At 58.8% G+C, this 19,465-nt stretch carries 19 protein-coding genes and 1 tRNA gene; 9 read left to right on the top strand and 11 right to left on the bottom strand.

What is annotated here, in order from left to right:
* Positions 1–3: 3 nt before the first annotated feature.
* The 5 genes from K1W69_RS20185 to K1W69_RS20165 are packed head-to-tail and all read right to left on the bottom strand — an operon-like array spanning position 4 to position 5,502.
* Entirely contained in the window at positions 4–990 is a 987-nt protein-coding gene (locus tag K1W69_RS20185) for an ABC transporter ATP-binding protein (protein ID WP_220230248.1), read from the bottom strand.
* Positions 987–2,033 carry an ABC transporter ATP-binding protein gene (locus K1W69_RS20180; protein WP_258571232.1) on the bottom strand — a complete coding sequence of 349 codons (1,047 nt, stop codon included), beginning with the start codon at positions 2,031–2,033 and terminating at the stop codon, positions 987–989. Before K1W69_RS20180 ends, K1W69_RS20185 begins: the two co-directional genes overlap by 4 nt.
* Positions 2,030–2,917: an ABC transporter permease gene (locus tag K1W69_RS20175; protein ID WP_220230247.1), complete on the bottom strand. Its 888-nt coding sequence runs from the start codon at positions 2,915–2,917 to the stop codon at positions 2,030–2,032. Before K1W69_RS20175 ends, K1W69_RS20180 begins: the two co-directional genes overlap by 4 nt.
* Before the next feature lie 2 nt (positions 2,918–2,919).
* On the bottom strand, positions 2,920–3,861 hold the full coding sequence (locus K1W69_RS20170) for an ABC transporter permease (RefSeq protein WP_220230246.1): 942 nt from the start codon (positions 3,859–3,861) through the stop codon (positions 2,920–2,922).
* A gap of 57 nt (positions 3,862–3,918) precedes the next feature.
* Positions 3,919–5,502: an ABC transporter substrate-binding protein gene (locus tag K1W69_RS20165; protein WP_220230245.1), complete on the bottom strand. Its 1,584-nt coding sequence runs from the start codon at positions 5,500–5,502 to the stop codon at positions 3,919–3,921.
* 237 nt (positions 5,503–5,739) lie between these two features.
* Between K1W69_RS20165 and K1W69_RS20160 the strand changes: the two genes are divergently transcribed.
* The 4 genes from K1W69_RS20160 to K1W69_RS27335 all read left to right on the top strand — a co-directional run bounded on the left by K1W69_RS20160 (position 5,740) and on the right by K1W69_RS27335 (position 10,559).
* Positions 5,740–6,747, top strand: coding sequence for a LacI family DNA-binding transcriptional regulator (locus K1W69_RS20160; RefSeq protein ID WP_220230244.1), 1,008 nt, complete (start codon positions 5,740–5,742; stop codon positions 6,745–6,747).
* A gap of 121 nt (positions 6,748–6,868) precedes the next feature.
* Entirely contained in the window at positions 6,869–7,342 is a 474-nt protein-coding gene (locus K1W69_RS20155; RefSeq protein WP_220230243.1) for a hypothetical protein, read from the top strand.
* A 279-nt stretch (positions 7,343–7,621) separates the two neighbouring features.
* Positions 7,622–8,176 carry a DUF922 domain-containing protein gene (locus tag K1W69_RS20150; protein ID WP_220230242.1) on the top strand — a complete coding sequence of 185 codons (555 nt, stop codon included), beginning with the start codon at positions 7,622–7,624 and terminating at the stop codon, positions 8,174–8,176.
* A 157-nt stretch (positions 8,177–8,333) separates the two neighbouring features.
* The gene (locus tag K1W69_RS27335) at positions 8,334–10,559 is read left to right on the top strand and encodes a mechanosensitive ion channel family protein (RefSeq protein WP_220230241.1); all 2,226 of its coding nucleotides are present in this window, start codon (positions 8,334–8,336) and stop codon (positions 10,557–10,559) included.
* Positions 10,560–10,635: 76 nt separating this feature from the next.
* Here the strand turns inward: K1W69_RS27335 and K1W69_RS20140 are convergent.
* Positions 10,636–10,725 (bottom strand) — tRNA-Ser (locus K1W69_RS20140).
* Between the two features lie 412 nt (positions 10,726–11,137).
* Between K1W69_RS20140 and K1W69_RS20135 the strand changes: the two genes are divergently transcribed.
* Positions 11,138–11,674: a hypothetical protein gene (locus K1W69_RS20135; RefSeq protein ID WP_220230240.1), complete on the top strand. Its 537-nt coding sequence runs from the start codon at positions 11,138–11,140 to the stop codon at positions 11,672–11,674.
* A gap of 47 nt (positions 11,675–11,721) precedes the next feature.
* Here K1W69_RS20135 and K1W69_RS20130 read toward each other — a convergent pair whose 3' ends face one another.
* A complete protein-coding gene (locus tag K1W69_RS20130; RefSeq protein WP_220230239.1) occupies positions 11,722–11,913 on the bottom strand; it encodes a CsbD family protein in 192 nt (63 codons plus the stop codon).
* Positions 11,914–12,116: 203 nt separating this feature from the next.
* On the opposite strand from K1W69_RS20130, the gene K1W69_RS20125 reads away from it, so the two are divergent.
* On the top strand, positions 12,117–12,674 hold the full coding sequence (locus K1W69_RS20125; RefSeq protein WP_258571231.1) for a glycosyl hydrolase 108 family protein: 558 nt from the start codon (positions 12,117–12,119) through the stop codon (positions 12,672–12,674).
* A 95-nt stretch (positions 12,675–12,769) separates the two neighbouring features.
* Here the strand turns inward: K1W69_RS20125 and K1W69_RS20120 are convergent, their stop codons facing one another.
* Complete coding sequence (locus K1W69_RS20120; protein ID WP_220230238.1) at positions 12,770–13,300, bottom strand: flavodoxin domain-containing protein; 531 nt, start codon at positions 13,298–13,300, stop codon at positions 12,770–12,772.
* A 109-nt stretch (positions 13,301–13,409) separates the two neighbouring features.
* Positions 13,410–15,278, bottom strand: coding sequence for a putative bifunctional diguanylate cyclase/phosphodiesterase (locus K1W69_RS20115; protein ID WP_220230237.1), 1,869 nt, complete (start codon positions 15,276–15,278; stop codon positions 13,410–13,412).
* A 450-nt stretch (positions 15,279–15,728) separates the two neighbouring features.
* On the opposite strand from K1W69_RS20115, the gene K1W69_RS20110 reads away from it, so the two are divergent.
* The 3 genes from K1W69_RS20110 to K1W69_RS20100 all read left to right on the top strand — a co-directional run bounded on the left by K1W69_RS20110 (position 15,729) and on the right by K1W69_RS20100 (position 18,334).
* Positions 15,729–15,938 carry a cold-shock protein gene (locus tag K1W69_RS20110; protein WP_220230236.1) on the top strand — a complete coding sequence of 70 codons (210 nt, stop codon included), beginning with the start codon at positions 15,729–15,731 and terminating at the stop codon, positions 15,936–15,938.
* A 256-nt stretch (positions 15,939–16,194) separates the two neighbouring features.
* A complete protein-coding gene (rpsU, locus tag K1W69_RS20105) occupies positions 16,195–16,428 on the top strand; it encodes a 30S ribosomal protein S21 (RefSeq protein WP_220230235.1) in 234 nt (77 codons plus the stop codon).
* 751 nt (positions 16,429–17,179) lie between these two features.
* The gene (locus K1W69_RS20100; RefSeq protein ID WP_220230234.1) at positions 17,180–18,334 is read left to right on the top strand and encodes a porin; all 1,155 of its coding nucleotides are present in this window, start codon (positions 17,180–17,182) and stop codon (positions 18,332–18,334) included.
* 113 nt (positions 18,335–18,447) lie between these two features.
* Here K1W69_RS20100 and K1W69_RS20095 read toward each other — a convergent pair whose 3' ends face one another.
* Entirely contained in the window at positions 18,448–18,966 is a 519-nt protein-coding gene (locus K1W69_RS20095) for a site-specific integrase (RefSeq protein WP_220230585.1), read from the bottom strand.
* Between the two features lie 75 nt (positions 18,967–19,041).
* Entirely contained in the window at positions 19,042–19,287 is a 246-nt protein-coding gene (locus K1W69_RS20090; protein ID WP_220230233.1) for a hypothetical protein, read from the bottom strand.
* Positions 19,288–19,465: the final 178 nt, after the last annotated feature.

Here is a 19,465-nt window from a genome sequence, read left to right as displayed (position 1 = left end):
TTCTCACGCGACATTCATGTTCAGGGAGGATGCGATCGTCTCGGCCTTGTGGCAGGCGACCATGTGCGGGCTGTCCGCAGGACGAAGTACCGGGACCTTTGACGAGCATTCATCTCCGGCGAAGGCGCAGCGGGTGCGAAAATGGCATCCGGACGGCGGATCAATGGGGCTGGGCAATTCGCCACTGACGGCGGCGCGCGCGTGGCGTTTCGCCGGCGTGGGCTGCGGCACGGCCTCGAGCAGCATGCGCGTATAGGGGTGCCGCGGATTGCGAAACAGGCTTTCCGTGCGGCCGATTTCCACGATCCTGCCGAGATACATGACCGCGACGCGGTCGGCGACGTGCGAGACGACCGACAAGTCATGCGAAATGAAAACCATGGTCAGGTCCAGTTGCTGACGCAGACGGCCAATGAGGTTGAGGATCTGCGCCTGTATCGACACGTCGAGGGCCGACACGGGTTCGTCTGCGATGATCAGTCCGGGATCGAGCGCAATCGCCCGCGCTATGCCAATGCGCTGGCACTGGCCGCCGGATAACTGATGCGGATAACGGTCGAGATGAAAATCGCCAAGGCCGACGAGCGCGGCCAGTTCGTCAACGCGCTGCGATGACGCTTTCCCGTAGTTCCCGAGTATCTCGCCAATGATCGCGCGCGCTTTCATCCGCGGATTGAGCGACGCCTGCGGGTCCTGGAAGATCATCTGGAAATTGCGGCGCGCCTGCTTGAGAGCCGGACCGCGCAGCCTGGAATGGTCGACGCCGTCGATCACGACGCGGCCGCCCGTCGGAACCTCTAGATGCATGATCAGCTTGGCGAGCGTGGATTTGCCGCAGCCGCTCTCGCCGACAAGTCCCAGCGTCTCTCCCCGCGCGACCTCGAGGCTCACGCCGTCAACCGCATGGACATGACGCACTGCGCCGCCAATCTTCGACGGCTTCAGCGTATATGTCTTGCCGACGTTATCGAGAACAAGATAACCGGTCATGCCCACGCCCTTACAATGTCGTTGTCGCTCATGGCCTCGCAGACCGCGTCGGCGTGGATGCACCGGGTCCAGTGCCCCTGCGCCCGCTCCTGTGCCCGCGGCAGCGGCGCCAGGCAGGATTGGGAAGAAAATTCACAGCGCGGCGCAAAAACGCATCCCTCGATTTTGCGGTCCAGCCGCGGAACGGAGCCCGGAATTTCACGCAACTCGTCGTGCATGCGGGCATTGACGCCAGGCAGCGAACGCATGAGACCTGCGGTGTAGCCATGCGCCGGATCCGCGAAGAGCTTCTCCGTCGGGCCCTGTTCGACGATGCGGCCGGCGTACATGACCATCATCCGGTCGGCGACGCCGGCGACCACTCCGAGATCGTGAGTGATGAGGACGACGCTCATGCCGATATCGCGTCGAAGGTCGGCGATCAGGTCGAGCACCTGCGCCTGGACGGTGACATCCAGGGCTGTCGTCGGCTCGTCGGCAATCAGCAGTTCCGGGTCGCAGGCGAGCGCCATGGCGATCATCACCCGCTGCCGCATGCCGCCGGAGAGTTCGTGCGGATAGGCGCGCAGCCGGCTCGCAGCATCCGGAATGCGTACCAGGTCGAGCATTTCCAGCGCCCGCTTTTCCGCCGCTCTGCGACTGACGCGGCGGTGTTTGCGGATCGTTTCGGAAATCTGCATGCCCACTGTATGAACGGGGTTGAGGGAGGTCATCGGATCCTGGAAGATCATGCCGATCCGGTCGCCGCGAATCCGGCGCATCTCCCTTTCGCTCGTCTGCAGCAGATCCCTGCCCCGCAACAGCGCAGATCCGCTGGTCACCCGCGCGCCGTGTTTGGGCAAGAGCCCCATGATCGTCATCGCCGTCACGCTCTTGCCGCAACCGGATTCGCCGACGAGGCTGACGATCTCGCCCTCGCCGACGGAAAACGAAACGGCGTCGAGCGCAAAGGTCACCTTGTCCCTGTCCGCGAATTCGAGGCTGAGGTTTCGAACGTCGAGAACCGGATCGGCGACGGGAGCGCGGGAGGTCATGTCGTTCATACCGAGCCCCTCACCATCTTGCGGGGATCCAGCGCGTCGCTCAGCCGGTCGCCCAGCACGTTGACAACGAGAACCAGCAGCGACAGCAGCACGCCCGGATAGACCATCAGTTCGGGATGAATGCGGAAGAACGAGCGCGCATCGGCCATCATGCCGCCCCAGCTCGGCACTTCCGGCGACGTGCCGACGCCAAGAAAACTCAGGACCGCTGACGTGATGATCGCGGAGGCGCAGGCGTAGGTCGCCTGCACGAGCACCGGCCCCAGCGTGTTCGGCAGAATATGACGCCAGACCAGCGGCAATCCGCCGGTGCCGATGGATATCGCCGCCGCGACATAGGGCTGCTGCCGGACGCCGAGCACCACCGATCGCACGAGCCGCACCATGCGGGGAATTTCCGGTATGGAGATTGCGATGATGACCGTGAGAATTCCCGCATCCATGAGGGCTGCGAAGGCGATGGCGAGCAGAATGGCGGGGATCGCCATCATCGCGTCCACCAGCCGCATCGCTATGGCGCCGCCGACTCGCGACATTCCGGCGTAGATTCCGATCGCGACGCCGAACACGGTGGCGATCGCGGCGACCGAAAAGCCGACGAGCAAGGACATGCGCGACCCGTAAACCGCGCGCGCGAACACGTCGCGCCCCAGGTGATCGCGCCCCCAATGGGCGCTCGCCGAAGGGCCGGTCAGCCGCTCAGCCGGATCGATCTTCACCGGGTCGCCGGCGATCAGCGGCGCGAAGACAGCCATCAGGACGAAAATCAGCAGGACGCCGAAGCAGATGGCCGTCGCGGGGTTTGCGGCCAGATAGCCGGCCGCCGCCGAAATCCGGCCGCCATGCCTGCCGCGAGTGGCTGAAACCTGGTCGTACACGCTCATGATCAGCCCTTCACCCGCGGGTCGAACAGCGCGTAGCTCAGATCGATCAGGAGATTGATGAGAATAAGCAACGCGGAGAAGAACAGGATCACGCCCTGCACGACCGGATAGTCACGGCGGGTGATCGCATCCACCGTCAGGCGGCCGATGCCTGGAATGTTGAAAACCGACTCGGTGACAACGACGCCGCCGACCAGCGTCGCGAAACCGATGCCGATAACCGTGATGACGGGAATTCCGGCGCTTTTCAGCGCATGGATCACGAGGATGCGAAACGTTCCGAGCCCCTTGGCGCGCGCCGTCCGCGTGAAGTTTTCGCTGAGCGCCTCCAGCATCGCCGCGCGGGTGACGCGGGCGATCAGCGCCGCAAAGACCAGCGCGAGCGCAATCGACGGAAGCGTGACCGAATGCAGCGTCGTCAGCAGGCCATTGGAGAGCGGCTTGTAACCCTGAACCGGAAACCAGCGCAGACTGACCGCGAAGAAATAGACGAGCAGATAGGCGATCACGAAGACAGGCACCGAAAATCCGAGAACGGCGAAGGCCATGATGCCCCTGTCGATCCAGCCATTGGCGCGCCAGGCGGCGATGACGCCGAGCGGCACGGCGATCGCCACTGTCAGAAACAGGGTGACCGCCGCCAGCACGAAGGTCGGCTCGATCCTCTGGGCGATCAGCTGGGTCACGGGCTTGTTGGAATAGATCGATTCACCGAGGTCGAACTGCAAAGCGTTGCCGGCCCATATGCCGAACTGGACGATGAGCGGCTCATCGAGATGCAGCCTTTCGCGGATTTTCTCCACCTGTTGCGGATTTGCGTTGTCGCCGGCCAGAAGCACGGCGGGATCGCCGGGCGTCAAATGAACAAGCGAAAAGATGAAAATCGCGACGAGGATGAAGATGGGGATGGCGGCGAGCAACCTTCCCAAGACGTAACCCAGCATGTCGAACCCTCGGTAGCGGCCATCCGGAGCGCATCCGGATGGCCAATGTCGTTGCGGCTATTGCGTACGCTGCACTTCCCAGAAGAAGGGAACGGGACTTTCGATGAAGCCCTCGAGATTGGTCGCAATACCCTGGGAGGGGAAACTCTGGCCGAGCGGAACGTAGCTGACAAGATCGTGGGTCAGGATCTGCATCTTTTCCGCCAGCGCCTTCTTTACCTCCGGATCTTCGGCCTCGGCGAACTGCTTGCGCAGTTCCTGCAGCTCCTCCGAACAGGCCCAGCCGAACCAGCCGTTGTCGCAGTCGCCCGCGACATAGACGTTGGTCATCGGATTGGACTGATCGACGAAGCCCCAGCCTGTGAAGAACAGGTTCCAGCCGCCATCGGCCACCGGCTCCTTGCTCGCCCTGCGGGTCGCCACGGTCGCCCAGTCGGACGGCTGGTCGTCGACGACGAATCCGGCTTCCTCGAGCATCGGCTTGAGCACAGAATAATAGGCGTCGTGCGCCGGAATGTCGGTCACATGCATCAGCACGACCGGCGTGCCGTCATAGCCGGCCTCTTCCAGCAAAGCCTTCGCCTTGTCGACGTCGCGGTTCAGCACCCGTTCCGTGTTGGCGTCCGTCGCATAGGGCGTATCGCAGAAGAACACGGCCGCGCACTCCAGATAGCGGTCGGTGGCGTTGCCGTAGGCGGCTTGCAGGAAGGGCTTCTGTTCGACCGCCCACTGGAGAGCATGGCGGATCTTCGGGTCGTCAAACGGTGGGTTCAGGTGATTGACGACCAGCTGCATCGAGTTGCCCGACTGGCGCGCGGCGATCGGCTTGGCGCTGTCTGCGCCCTCGAAAAAGGCGAGCATGTCGGCCGGCACTTCCTCGATCCAGTCGATTTCGCCCGCGATCAGGGCGTCGATCGCGGTCGCCGTATCCGGGATATAGACGAGTTCCACGCGGTCGAAATGCGCGACCTTGCCTCCGGCCGCCATATCGGCCGGCTCGTCGCGCGGAACATAATCGCCGAATTTCTCGAAGACCGCGATGCTGCCAGGCACCCATTCGTCGGGAAGCAGCTTGTAAGGGCCAGACCCGATCGGGTTGGCGACCGCCTCGCTCGGATCATTCGCCGCCTGGCTCGCCGGCATGATCACCGGAACGTTGGAAGAGATCTTTCCAAGCGCAGGAATCACCTGCCCCCAGGGCTCGTTCATCGTCAGGACGACGGTCTTGTCGTCCGGAGCCTCGATCGACTGGAGCTTGGAGAACAGGATCTTGCCGAGGCCATCGACCTTTCCCCAGCGCTGGATGGAGGCGACGACGTCAGCCCCGGTGACGGGTGAACCGTCGTGGAACATCAATCCGTCGCGCAGCGTGATCGTGTAGACGCGGCCATCGTCGGAAAGCGTGTAGCCCTCGGCCATCTGCGGCTGAACTTCATAGTTCGAATCCAGCGCGAACAGCGTATCGTACATGAGATAGGCGGCGTTGCGGATCGTGAAATTCGTCGTCGAGATCGGGTCGAGCGTATTGATGTCTCCGTTCAGTCTCAGCCGCAGAACCTCCTCGGCCGAGGCGGACACGGTTCCGGCGAGCATCGCCGCCCCGATTGCCGCCGACAGAACAATGGTTTTCAATCGTCGCATTCTCTTCTCCTCCGTCCGCCGCATGGCGGCGCAAAACGTTACGTATCAATTATAAACCAGAATTCCACGCCTCGAAGCGTTGCACCCTCCCAAAACGCGAAACGTTTCGTGTTTAACGATTCCATAAATACTATGCAACCCGGTTTTAGCTTTTAACAGGGACTTTTGAGGATTTCCTGTTTGACGAAACGTTTCGCGTCGCTATTTTGGCGCATCTTGAATGCGAGGACGAGTCGGTTGGCGACAATCAAGGATGTGGCGCGACGCGCCAATGTTTCGGTGACGACCGTATCGGCGACCATCAACGGCACCGCCCCGGTCAGCGACGCCCTGAAGGCGCGCGTCTGGGCGGCGATCCGTGAAGTCGGCTACCAGCCCGATCCGATCGCCCGCAATCTGCGCAAGGGCGTATCGACGACGATTGGCCTGATCGTGCCAGACATCTCGATCCCCTGGGCTGCGCACCTTGCGAAATCGATGCAGCGCGCCTTCTCGGAAATCGGCTACAACATGCTGTTCGCCAGCAGCGAAGACGATCCGGAGCGCGAGTTCAGCGAGATCGAGGTATTCTCGGCGCATCGCGTCGCCGGGCTGGTCGTGGTCCCGACATCGCGCGGAGAGAATTACAGCGCCCGCCTCGTCGAGGGGATCCACGTGCCGACGGTGCTGGTGGACCGGGTGCTGCCGCAACGGCATTTCGATTCTGTGACCGACGACAATCTTCTCGGCGCGCAGATGATCGTGCGTTACCTGCACAAGCTCGGCCACCGCGACATCGCCTTCATGGCGGGCCGCACGGGCATATCGTCCTCAGACGAGCGGCTTGCGGGTTTCAGAAGAACCATGGACGAAACCGGCGTCGCCATCCGCGAGGAGCTCGTGCGGCAACCGGTCTATCTGCGCGATCAGGCCTATGCAACCGTCCAGCAGCTGATGACGCTGCGGGATCCGCCGACGGCCATCGTCTGTATCAATATCGCCCAGCTGCTCGGTACCATGGCCGGACTTGGCAATCTCGGCCTCAGCGCTCCGGACGACGTGTCGGTTATCAGTTTCGACGGCTTTCATCCGGCTGAAGGCTGGTCGCCGGCCATCACCTCGCTGAAGCAGGATATCGCGACCACCAGCACGAGGGCCGCGGAACTGCTGATGGCGCGCATCCGCGAGGAAAACCAGCCCGAACCGCAAGTCATCCGGGTTCCGCCGAGCCTGCAGATACGCAGTTCCTGCCGCGCCGTGGCGTGAGGCTGGCGGCTATGTCGAGCCGGCGACGGTGACGGTGACGGTGACGGTGCTGGGAACGGTGAAGATTTGATGGTAGGCTTTAGAAGCTCGATATTTCCTCACCAGACATTCTCCAATCCAGATGATCAAGAAAATTGCGATAGCACTTTCGATCCTTATTCTGGCGTTTGTCGCAGAATTATCCATTCAAGTAGCAATGAAATTTAATGACGGAGGTTATTCGATCGTAAGCAAGTTGCCGAGAGCCGTTCAAAGATTGTATTTTTCTTATACGCTACAGCCGACCTTTGGATACTTCAGAAATTGTGCACGAAAACACAGCGCATTTCGACTGATAGAAAGTGATGTTTCTGACGGCAGGAAAAATCGACTGAGTTATGATCGCCGACTACTCATTCCTTATTTATCAGACGGCTATCCCATGTTTTCAGGGGTAAATTGTCCGATACTGATGGAACCATTGCCGAGGATCGCGAAGGAGGCTCTTATCTCATCGGGCAATACAGCTGCGATTGAAGAGGCAATCGCGTTTTATCCCAAAGATGGCCGCTTTATGCCGGTGTTGAAGAATGCGATTTCAGGCGATGGGAACTGATAATCTGGCTTTCATTCCGTTCACTGACTTTGACAATCACGGTGTTGGGGATGATTACCCTTAGGCTCTATCGTTACGAATACTAGCGGCCGACTGCCGTCAAATACAATCGCGGTCGGGTCATCGATTTCCTGAAATTAATGACAACCGAATGTTGTGCGGCGGAAAGACTCGACTCGAGCGGAATAAGAAAGGAATATAGTTCCGATGCATTGTCCGGCGAAGCATCGGCCGGCGGCCCGATAGTTAAAGTATGTATTGAATATTTGGAGTAGCGGTATGGCGCCCCGTATAGTCATCCTCCCCTCTCAGACTCGCTCCCCTGCCCTGCGGGTCGCCGTTATTGCTCTCGCAGCCGCGCTTTCTGCCTGTCAGAGCGTTGAAACTGAGTATTACGACGCCGGGGGGACTACCGTCGAGCAGGCATTCCGGAGCGTTGGCAGGCACGGCCCCGATCGCGGAAGGGCAATCGGTCAGACCGAGGTGGCGATGAGCATGGATTTCTGGACACTCGAGAGCGATACGGACTGCCGGATTGTGAAGGCCGAAGTCAATCTCGAATTGAAAGTCATCCTTCCACGCTGGACCGAACTGGACAAGACCGACGCGGCCAACCGCGCCAACCTCAAGAACCTCGCCAAATATGTCAAGGATCACGAACACACGCATGTCCAGATCGCCAAGCGTTTCCAGCGCCAGATCCAGAGGGATGTAAACAGGATTCCGCCAGCGAAGACCTGTAAAATCGTCGAAAACGAAGCCAGGAAGGTTTTCAGGCAAGGTATGCGCGTTCACGATAGCGCCCAAATCCAGTTCGACGCCAATACATCATAAGCGCCATATTGCCGACGCCAAAGAGACTTTTTCGATAGCCTCTGGTTGATCTCGATACTTGTTCGTCAACTTAAACTATTCATCCCCTTTTTACTTGATGGCGACAGAAAACTGTGGCCCTTTTGAACTTGAGTCATGAACGGGATTGGGGGCGATCGTGATCAAATCAATTCGTATCTTGTTACTGGTGGCGTTTTCTTTCTTCAGCGCCTGCGCGATGGCCCAGACCGGTTCCGGCGAACCCTCCGGAGCCAGCGTCGAGGAGCTGGTCGCCAAGCTGACGCCGGAGCAACGGCAGGTTCTGGGGCAATTGCTCGAAACACTGGCGAGCGAAGTTGAGGACAACGCGGCCGACGCAGCCGCGCCGCGCGATTTCCGCGCCGAGCTGGGGCTGGCCTGGCAAAGCTACAAGGCCTTTCTATGGTCAAACATCACGGGGTTTCCCGACGCTGTCATAGGCGTCGGCAAAACGATCCACCGGATCGTCACGGGCGACGGACCCGGCCTCAATCTTCGCTTTCTGGCTGGCCTCGGCATAACGATCCTGTTTGCCTGGCTTGTGGAAACCGTCGTCGAACGCTTCGTGCGCACAAGCCGCGAAGCCGGCACGCACAAGGGCGCCGGCACCTATGCCGGCGCGGACAATCTCGGCGAACAGCTCAGCATATTGCTGCGCGCGCTCGGGCGTGATCTCACCGGGCAGATTTCATTTTCCATCGCCGCCCTGATCGCGATCCAGTTCGCATTTTCCGATCCGACCAACGGCTATGTGGCGACGATCTTCATCTTCTATGCAATTCTGGTCTATCGCTTCTCGGCCGCCATCCTCCGTTTCATTCTGGCGCCGTTCGAACCGCAGTACAGACTGGTGACGACAGACGACTGGACCGCGAAATTCATCTATTATCACCTGGTCACGATCGCGACGTTCACCGGCATCGTGCTGTTTCTGATCTCCGCCATGCAGCGGCTTTCCATCACCGGCTTTGCGCCGCTGGCGTTCGTATCCGGCATTATCGTTTATGGCGGCATCATCTATGTCTCCTGGCGGGCGAGAGACGGATTGACGACAATCCTGCGCGGAGGCGACAATGACGTCTCGCCCGGGCTGGCGCGCATGGCGACGTGGTGGCCGCCGCTCTCCATCGCCCTCATCATTTTCCAGTATTTCGCCGCGCAAATCGCAGGCGCGACCGGGTCGCTGGACATATCCGCCGGCGCTGCCGTCACCGTGCTGGCGATCATCGTTTCCGCGCCGTTCCTCGACACGATGATGCGCGGCCTCGTGCGCCATCTCGTGCCGAACATGCAGGGCGAAGGACCGATTGCGGAGGCCGCGTACAACGAAACCCGCCACAGCTATGTGCGGATCGGCAGGGTCATCCTTTTCGTCATTCTGATACTTATTTCCGCGCGGCTCCTGGGCATCAGCATTCGCAGCTTCGCCGAAACCGGTTTCGGCGTGCAGTTCGCCGCCAAGGGCTTCGGTTTCCTGATGATCCTGGCAGTCGGCTATCTCGTCTGGGAATTTATCAACCTGTTCGTCAATCGCCGGCTGGTGACGGACATCTGGGAAGCGGCGACCGGCGAGAGCGCGGAACAGGGCGAAGGCTACGGGGCTGGAAAATCGCGCATGGCGACGGTCCTGCCGCTGGTTCGCATGGCGCTGCAGGCCGTCACCATCACCCTGACGGTTCTGCTGGCGCTGGCGCAGCTTGGCGTGAACATCACGCCGCTTCTGGCCGGCGCAGGCGTACTGGGCCTCGCCGTCGGCTTCGGCGCGCAAACGCTGGTCAAGGACGTCGTCTCGGGGATCTTCTTCCTGCTTGACGACGCGTTTCGCGTCGGGGAATTCATCGACACCGGCGGCATCCAGGGCTCGGTAGAGCGGATTTCGGTGCGTTCGCTGCAACTGCGCCATCCCAACGGTCCCGTTCATATCGTTCCCTATGGCGAAATCTCGAAGCTGACGAATCACAGCCGCGACTACGTCATCATGAAACTGAAATTCACCGTCCCCTTCGACACGGACATCGAGAAGGTGCGCAAGCTCTTCAAGAAGATCGGGCAGGAGATGATGGAAGACCCGGCGATGGCGGATGATTTCATCCAGCCGTTCAAGTCGCAGGGCGTCGCAGCCGTCAACGACGTCGGCATCGTTCTGCGCGGCAAGTTCATGGCCAAGCCCGGAACCCAATGGGTGATTCGCAAGCAGGTCTACGCAAAAGTGCAGAAGGCGTTCGACGAAAACGGCATCCACTTCGCGCGCCGCGAGGTTCGCGTCCAGATGAGCCCGGGCGGCGAAATGGAAATCGACGAGGATCAGGCGCAAGCCCTGGCCGCCGCCGCAGCCGTCGCTGCCGACGGCGATACGAAGTCCTGATGATGGCTTGTAATGAACAAAGGCGTCGGGCTGTCATCGCGCGACGCCAATATGTTCAATCATTCCAGCCACTTGGTGGCGGAGAGGAAGGGATTCGAACCCTCGATACCATCTCTGGTATACTCCCTTAGCAGGGGAGCGCCTTCAGCCGCTCGGCCACCTCTCCGGAAGGCCCGACTTAGCCCGTAATACCTTTGTTTGCAAGGACTTTAGGGACGTTTTGGTCCATTTTTTGTCTCGTAGATACGTGCAGGCAAAAACAGAACGAAACGGGATCAAACGTCAGTTTGCGCCAATTTGTGGCACAGATTCGGCACAAGTCGATCGCGGTTTGTTCCGGTCAACGCCATGTCGCGCCAATAGGCGCTAAAGTCAGTCTTGCTACCGGTTGCGACACCCGTTTCATTTGATCTTCAAGGTGGTAAAGGCCGGAAATCACATGTGGCCGAATCTCCGTCCAATCACTGTCGTCCACACTTTCCGCGGGCTTGCGGACGATCCTGATCAGTGACTGAATTCCGGAATGCTACGCGGACTCGTTTTCGCTCTATGGCTATCATTTCGACGGGGTGAGAAACGTGTTGAACCACTCCCTCACCAACGCGTCGAGCTACCACACCGACGATACGGGCGGCTGTGTTTTGCTCTCGACAGGCTCCTCGCTGTTTGCGACCGGCAACGTGTTCCGTTCGTCCAGCGCCGCCAACAGGATCTCGAAGGAGTTTGACGGCGACACCTCCAGCCTGATCGCCGACTCCAACCAGACGCAGAACATCGTCTCGGTTTTCGGAGATCAGGGCGTTGGCAAGACGGAGGCCTATGTGGCCTTCACGACGAACACCGTCGCGGATCCCACGATCGAGACCGGGACGAACATCAACGGCGTCACCCGCAACAGCGATACGGACTTCTCGATCACCTTCAATCGGCAGATGGCGAGCACGGCCTTTCAGGTCGTCGTGGAAGCGACGCCGTCATCCTATCCGGGGATCGTCATTCCGGTCATCCGTGACAAGTCAGTCTGGATGGCGCGCGTGCAGTTCCTCGACGAGACCGGCGCGTTCGTTGAGCCGGCGACGGTGACGGTGGCGGTGAATGGGACGGTGAGGATCTGATCAGGCCCGCAGTTGGCTCCAACCACGGGCCGGGACATTTGATTCGATCAGGCCTTGTCTACCGCCTTTTTGGCGGCATCTTTTGCTTCGCCCTTGGTTTGCTGGAGTTTGCCCTTCGTTTCCTGGGCTTTTCCCTTGTTTTTCATTGATTTATCGTCGGTGGCTTCACCAACTCCCTGCCGCACTTTGCCGGCGACTTCGTTGGCTTTGCCTTTGGCCTTGTCTTCTGTGCTACTCATGGGTGCGTCTCCTGAAGCGACATGATCGTCGCTCCTAATGAACGTTGTTGCAGTGGAAACGTTCCTCCAGCGAAAAATAGTGATCTCGGCCCGATCTGCGGACAGATTTCGGCTGAGCAGGACACGTTCGGTCCCTCTCACATTACCAGCGTGATGGTCCCTCACAATCGACCCCGAGATTTCAGGAAGCGATTAAGGGCGCCATGACGATTTCCAAGGCCGATCGATTCAACATCTGCCATGCGATCACCGCGAAGTTGGAGGGCGGCGGGTCCAACCACGCCGCCGATCCCGGCGGCAAGACGATGTACGGCGTGACCGAGGCGACGGCATGGCTGGCGAAGCGAAAGCTGCCGATGAAGCCCGTCAGCAAGATCACCTATGCGGAGGCGTTGCGGCTTTACCGTGACGAATACTGGCAGCCGACGGCGATCAAATACAATCTGGTTCCGGGCGTCGACCTTGCCGTTTACGATGCGGCGGTCAATTCCAGCGTGTCGCGCGGCCTCAAATGGCTGAAGGCGAGCGTCGGCTCCAGCGATCATACGGTGACGGCGCGCGATCTGCCGCAAGCGGCTTTCTTCCATGCAGAGCCTGAAGATCTGGCAGACCTTCGGCAAGGGAGCGCCTTCAGCCGCTCGGCCATCTCTCCGGAACGCCAGACTTGGCCCGAAATTCCTTTGTTTACAAGGACTTTTGGGAGATTTTTGCCGGAAATAAAACTCGTAGAAACGTGCACGAAACTGCAGAATGAAGCATGATTAAACCGGAAACTGCGCCAAAAAGCGGCACAAATACGGCACAGTGTTTTCCGGTTTGTTTCGGTCCCTAGCCTGCTCGCGACGCAGCTGCGCGATCAACCGGCCTTGCCGGCGAAGTCCGCGATCGACTTTTTCAGGGCCTCCCAATTGGTCAATTCCTGATCCTGATCGGGTTCCTGGACCGGCCTGCCAGGCAGAACCTGGTCCTGCAGGATCATTTCCTCGTAGTAGCCGTAGGAATCGTGCTTGATCGCGCCCGACACCAGCAGATAGTCGTCGGGACGCCAGTCGAGTTCCTCGCAGAAATCTTTCACATACCCTTCCGCCTCGGCGAGCGTCTTTTCAAACGCCGCCGACAAGCTTACCGACAAAAGAAGGGATTTCTTCGCGTCGATGGTTTTCCTGTGAGCCGCGATGAAGGCGCCCAGCATTTCCTGGTGCCGGTTGGCGTGCACCGAGCCGGCCAGTATGACCGCGTCAAAATCTGCGGGGTCCTGACCTCCGAGATAGGCGTCCGCGTCTTGCGACGAGGCCGTGTGCCCCAGCTCCTTCAATTCGGCGACGACAAATTTTGCAATCTTGGCCGTATGCCCCTCGGTAGTCGCGAATATGACGAGTATGTTCATGGAGAACTTCCAATCCTGGGACGTTTTCCGGACGGTACATGCTTCGGTTCAATCGCGGCATTGATTCAGGTCAAGCCAGCAAGAGACCACGCATTGAGTAGAAGTTCGCTCAGGCGCTGCCGGGCCCAAGAATTTTCACATGACGCGCATCGCCCTGTCCGAAGTCCTGCAGGAAGCCGGCGACAGCTTCCGGATCCATCGGCTCGCCAACCAGATAGCCCTGGATGATGCTGCCGCCCACGCTGGCGAGGGACTGCGCCTCTTCCTGCGTCTCGACGCCCTCGAAAACGCATGCCATGCCCAGACTTTCGGCCAGCTCGATCATGGCGCGAACGAGTTTCAGCGCGGCAGGATCTTCGCCCAATCCGTCCAGGAACGACTTGTCGACCTTGAGCTTGGTGATCGGCAATTGCTTCAGATAGCTGAAATTGGAATAGCCGACGCCGAAATCGTCAAGCGCGACCGGATGACCGCATTCTGCAAACCTGCGGAGATTGCCGCGCGCGAGCCTAAAGTCATGCATGAGCGCGGTCTCGGTGATCTCGAACTCGATTCGTCCCGGAGCGACCCCGGAGCGCTCGACAACCTCGCAGATCCGGTCGATCGTGGTCGTCGAAACCAGGTCGAGCGCCGAGAGGTTGAACGAGACGGGAAGCGCCTCTGGCCAGGCCTTCGCATGGGCGAGCGCCTTTTCGAGCAACGCCGGGCTGAGTTTTGAAATGAACCCGGACGTTTCCGCGATCCGAATGAACACTGAAGGCGGCGTCTCGCCGAGCGTCGGACTGTTCCAACGCGCAAGCGCTTCGAAGCCGGTCGCCTCTCCGCTCGACAGATCGACCTGTGGCTGAAACCTGACCGAGAATTCCCGACCAATATCGGAGGCCCGCAACGCCCGCTCCAAGGCGAACCAGTTCTCCCTTTCCTCGGCAATCCCTGTTGATGCGTCCCCTTCTCCTCCAGGACGATCTTTTGCCATGGAAAGGGCGAACTCGGCCCGCTCCACGACGGCCGTCGTCGTCAGATTCGGGATAGAGCACACATAGTGTCCGCTCGACGCCGACAGGTTCACCGTGTCAGGATCGAGATGATACTCGCCGCTCAGAGCAGTCCGCAAACGCAGCGCGAAAGATTCGGGATCTGCAACGGTTTCCGGATCATCGCTGATGACGGCGAATGCGCCTTGCCCCATGCGAGCGCAGAAATTTTGGCCGCCGGCGGCCAATTGCAGGTTCGAGGCCACCTGTTTGAAAAGGCCTGCGCCCGAGCGATGCCCGATACCGTCATCTTTCAGGTCCAAGCCGTCCAGGGCCAGGATTGCGAGCAGGAACGCCTGGCCGCCCTGTTTCAAACCGTTCATTCTCTTATCGAGTTCATGAAACAGCCGCGCCCGATTGGGAAGCCCTGTCATAGTGTCGGCATCGGCCTGCAGCCGCGCTTCCTTTTCCAGCCTTTCGGCTTTTTCCTGCTGTTGTCTCGCGGTGCTGCGGGTGGCGATGACCTGCAGGAGCGCCTGTCTGGTGAGCCACCAGACGCCGATGGAAGCAACCGCCGCGCCGAGACCGACATACTCCAGAAAAAAGCCGAGGCCATGCCCGTTGCAAACAATCTGGTAGGCCATGCCGCCGAGCGTGACAGCGACGCTGACCATGATCTGGCGCAAACTGACGCCGACCGAGGCGAATATCATCGCCGCCACGATGAAATAGACCAGTTTCGTGGGATCAAAGGTCAGTTCGATCGCGATCCAGATATTTGCAATGATCGCAAGATTGGCGATGAGCCCCCATAGTTCGAGCGTGCCGAAAGCCGGCGTGCGGCGGCACTGCAGAAAGCCGACCGCCGCCAGAGCCGCCGCCACGGCTGCGCCGGCCAAGAAAGGCCACTCGACGCCGTTGCGGTAGAAGAGATGCGCAGGCGTGAGCAGACAGTAATAGATACTCGTCGCCGCCAGATAAGAACGCACAATGGGAAGATACACGACCGCAATATCGGACGGTTTAATGTTATGAATCTCTTTGCCCCCGAAAATCAGTCGAACGAAATGCGCCATACAACGGGCGCAGATCTATCACCATGAATCAATTTGCGTTTATGCGAGTTTCACTCGTCTGCAAAAACCGGCTTGCAGCTTTAGCTTGCACGCCATTCTCATCAATCGCAAGTTCCCTGCAAGGCTTGACGACGAGAAACCCCGGTTTGATTCCGGGCCTTCAAATTATTTGCGAAGTCGTCACGGAACATTACGCCAGGTCTTGTTTCCGACACAGTTTTTTGCCATATAGCGGTCATCGAACTTTCGGCCGATTGACTATGGCCCGCGTTATCCGCGCTTGCTTTGTCTCTTCTACCCTGATTTCGACGAAACCGTTCAGGGCTGCGCCCGGCGCACTCAGGAACACGACAAGCACTTGCATAAAGGAACAACGCAATGGCTACAGGAACCGTCAAATGGTTTAACACCACCAAAGGCTTTGGCTTCATTCAGCCGGACGCCGGTGGCAACGATGTCTTCGTGCATATCTCCGCAGTAGAACGCTCGGGAATGCAGTCTCTGGCTGAAGGCCAGAAGGTCAATTTCGAAGTCGTCAAGGATCAACGTTCGGGCAAGTCGGCTGCCGACAATCTCAGCGCCGCCTGAACGCAACCACTGTCCGCGCCTGTCGAGTCACGGATGTACTGGCAGGCAGGCGACAGGCAGACGCGCCGCGTGAGCGGCGCAATCCGGGAGGCGGGCTCGTTCCCGCCTTTTCCGTTTTCGGGGCCTGGGGCATTACGCTCCGATTGACGTCAACGCCCCGTTTTCATTCCGGCAATGCAATGTTGCGGGGGACTTGTGCGGGGCAAGGGTCGACGGTCGGCTTTCGCCTCAGGCAACGCAAACGAAAGGAGACATTTTGCAAATCCACGTCAGAGACAACAATATCGAGCAGGCCCTGCGCGCGCTTAAGAAGAAGATGCAGCGCGAGGGAATCTTCAGGGAGATGAAATCCCGCAGCGCATACGAGAAGCCATCCGAGAAGCGCGCGAGAGAAAAAGCCGAAGCCGTTCGCCGGCATCGCAAACTCACCAGAAAACTGGCGCAGCGCGAAGGTCTCCTTCCGGGACGCCGCAAGGCCCGCGCCCGGTAACGATAAAAACCGGCGTGAGATTGTCTGCACAACAAGCCGCGACGGCTTCAGTCGACAATCTCACAAGCCCGATACATGACTGGCGCGTTAGCGCGAATCGATCGCACCGCGCCTCTCTGATCGCTCTCTCTTATAAAGTAGCGATCCTCTTGAGCCGGTCTTCTCGCCTGCGGGTGATTGCAAGACGCCAGACCGGACATCCTTTCCCACCCTCTCTTTTTATATCGGCATGCTGAGAATTCAGCCGCTCCTGCCAAACGGAAGCGGTCTTCGGGGATTCGCTGCGCCGCCCTCCCCTGCGCACAGCGTTCTTTCTCCCCGTCATCCTGTTTGCGATGCTCTGCTCTGCGAATCTTTCAATGCGGACAACCCTGAAATATCGGGGGAATCAGCCGTCCAGCCAGGCAGAGGTCGCGCGATTGACCTGACGATCGGAACGACTCAATTGCCCGAAAACCGCATTTCGCCGGCTGCGGCGCCGATTCCAATGGCTGATTCATTAAACATTTTTTAAGAGTCCCAGCGCCTGCCGGATCAAATCGTGTCTTTTTTGCAACAGAAAGAATTCATCGACAGGGATTGCCGCCCGGCTAAGCACATAGCTGTTGCGTGCAGAATGGGGATGGGTATCTTCGGATTCGGAAGAGAGGCGGGTAGCCGTGGTTCTTCTTTGAGTTGGGGATGGGAAAGATAACGCTGCCCGACAGCATTTTACCCAAACCGAAATTAAAATTTGACTGGAGGTCAGAAAATGAAAATCAAGAGCCTGCTTCTCGGCTCCGCTGCAGCACTGTTTGCAGCCTCTGGCGCATCCGCAGCCGATGCCATCATCGCTGCCGAGCCTGAGCCCGTTGAATATGTCCGCGTCTGCGACGCGTTCGGCAACGGCTACTTCTACATCCCGGGCACCGAAACCTGCCTTCGCATCAGTGGTTATGTCTGGTTCCAGGTTGGCGCGACTGACGTCAGTTGGGATTCGGCTTACAGTGATACTTGGGAAAACAGCACACGTGCACGTGTCAACATCGACGCGCGTTCGGACACGGAATGGGGTGAACTGGCTTCCCGTATCCGTCTTCAGGGCACCTGGGGTAATAACGTCGACGGCAACACTACTGTCGACCAGGCTTGGATCCGTCTCGGCGGCCTGTTCATGGGTTACTCGGAATCCTACTGGGTGAACGCCTACAACACCGGCCCGACGAACTTCGGTTCGCACTCCTGGGACGGCATGGGTTACGGCTATCAGCAGCGTCACCAGATCGGTTACACCTTCAACACCGGCAACTTCTACATAGCTGCTTCGGTGGAAGACAACTCGCAGCTTGAGCCTAACGGTTTCGGCGGTGTTTCGCCGAGTTGGACTCCTGACTTCGTCGGTAAAATCGGCGGTCAGATTGGTTCGTTTAACATCTTTGCCAAGGCTGGTTATGATGCCTTCACCGGCAATGCCGGTTACGGTGCAGGCTTGGTTACGGATGTTGGCTCAGCGGGTAACTTCATCCTTTATGGTTATTGGGCTCCGGATGGCTCGACGAGCTACGGCGGCAACAAGAGCTTTGCTGTAGACACCGGTACGGGCAATTGTCTGTTTGGTGGCATCGTGTATAGCGCCTTTGGAAGCTGTCAGGTCACGCCTGAGTGGTCTGTCCTCGGTTCATTCCGCTGGCAGTTCACGCCTGAGTTCTCCGCTTCTATCGGCGCTCAGTACTTCGGTGACTTCTACTATCCGACAGGCACTGGCCTCGGTGACTTCAGCACCGGTATCGATGCTTGGCAGGCCGAACTTGAACTGGTCTGGACTCCGGTTACGGACTTCGAAATCCGCGCCTACATCCAGTACTTCGACGCTGATCAGATCGGCGATGTCACGACCGGCTTCCTGCGCTTCACCCGCAGCTTCTAAGTCAGTCTGAACCACAGTCAAAGAAGCCCGGTAGCTCTGCTACCGGGCTTATTTTTTGCAATGTGTTATTTGTGAAACCGGCCTTGTCCCCTGTGGACAAGGCCGGATTCTTTTTAGTGGGTCATGTTGTTGAGCGCGTCTGCGCACACATCCAGATGCCTTGGCGACAGATGGGCGTAGCGCAAAGTCATGCTGAGCGTCCTGTGTCCCAGGAATTCCTGGATCCTCTTGATATCGACGCCAGACTGAGCGAGCCGTGACGCGCAGGTGTGCCGCAGCACGTGGGGCACGACTTGCGGATCATTGCGCATCGTGGTCCGGCTCTTGGCCAAATTCCAGCCGTCACGAAATTTTGGATAGGGGATGTCCTGAAACGGTCCGCACTGCGCGCGCTCCTGATCCCTCACGTCCTGAACGACACCCTGAGCCCTGCGGCTGAGTGGAATGGTTCTCGGACGATGGGACTTTGTTTCCCAGAAAGTCGTATATCCAGGTTCGATGTCGGCCCAGTTGAGTTTCAGGGCTTCGCCGATACGTGCGCCTGTTTCAGCCAGGAAGCGTGAAAGCTGCGCATATTTTTTGTTTTCTCTCTCCAGTTCGCACAGAAGATCTGCTTCTTCCTCCCGTGTCAGAAACCGAACCCGGCCATTGCGCTCCGGTAATTTCTGGAAATCCGGAAGGTTGACGAGAAAACCGTTCTTTTGGTGCTATCGCAGCAATTTCGAAAGACTGGCAAATTTGCGATTGATGGTCGAGTTCCTGTTTCCTTTTTTACGGAACTCGATCGTCAAGGAGTCAAGAAGCTCGTTATCGAACTTCCTCTGATTATTGAGAATCATAAATCGATGCATCTCGTCGATATAGGCTCGGCAAGCCTCTTTGTGCTTGCCGGGTTCCCACAGCAAATCGCCGTAGCGCTCCCATAGATCGAGAAGATGATAATCCATATGCATTTACACACTCCGCGCCTGTTAAATTAACGACCAAGGCAATAACTTAATTAGCGGTTGTGTAAAATATGGATGCGTATATTTAGTTGTAAAAAGTCACATCTGGAGACCCGGCAGTTCTGGCTGCCAGGTCCAATCGCATAGTCAACTCGGTTCGATTTGGTGGGCTGTCCCGAAGCAC

It is taken from the genome of Flavimaribacter sediminis, from assembly GCF_019492055.1.
In the GTDB taxonomy this organism is placed as follows: domain Bacteria; phylum Pseudomonadota; class Alphaproteobacteria; order Rhizobiales; family Rhizobiaceae; genus Flavimaribacter; species Flavimaribacter sediminis.
Note: the sequence above shows the minus strand (reverse complement) of the source record. Positions and strands in the feature narration are given on the sequence as shown.